Below are 569 nucleotides of genomic sequence, written 5' to 3' on the forward strand. Positions count from 1 at the left end.
GACCAGTTCCATGTGGATAAAGATACAACCGTTCCAGTTCAAATGATGTTTGTGAAGGATGATTTTTACAGCTACTATGATCATGAACTGTCTGTCAGAGTCCTCCGTCTCAATTATAATGATTCATTCTCCATGATTTTGGCTCTGCCCGAAACAAACATCACCCATTTGGAAGAGACTGTGCGCCCACACCACCTAACCAAGTGGCAAAAATGGATGTCAGAAAGAGAATACGCCATCTACCTCCCTAAACTGTCCCTAAAAACTTCATATTCTCTGATCAGCATTTTGGATAAAATGGGATTTAAGGACATGTTCACACGTAACGCTAACTTCTCTGGAATCTCTGATGAAAATTTGGTAGTTTCTGAGGCTATACATAAAGCTACTCTAGACGTGGATGAATCTGGAGCCGAAGCAACAGCAGTAACTGGAATAGGCATCACGCTTTTCTCTGCAAGAATAACTGATATAATCACATTTGATCGGCCATTTATGATGTTTATAGTTGACCAAAAAAACAAACAACGTCCTCTTTATGGGGAAAATTGTAAATCCATCTATTTCTA

At 39.4% G+C, this 569-nt stretch carries 1 protein-coding gene; it reads left to right on the plus strand.

From position 1 onward, the window contains the following. Positions 1-45: 45 nt before the first annotated feature. Positions 46-569 (plus strand): serpin family protein (locus tag GFJ41_RS21015; protein ID WP_500048759.1); only part of this gene is annotated, 524 nt, incomplete at its 3' end.

Origin of the sequence: Paraclostridium dentum, assembly GCF_012922555.1 — a bacterium.
GTDB lineage: Bacteria > Bacillota > Clostridia > Peptostreptococcales > Peptostreptococcaceae > Paraclostridium > Paraclostridium dentum.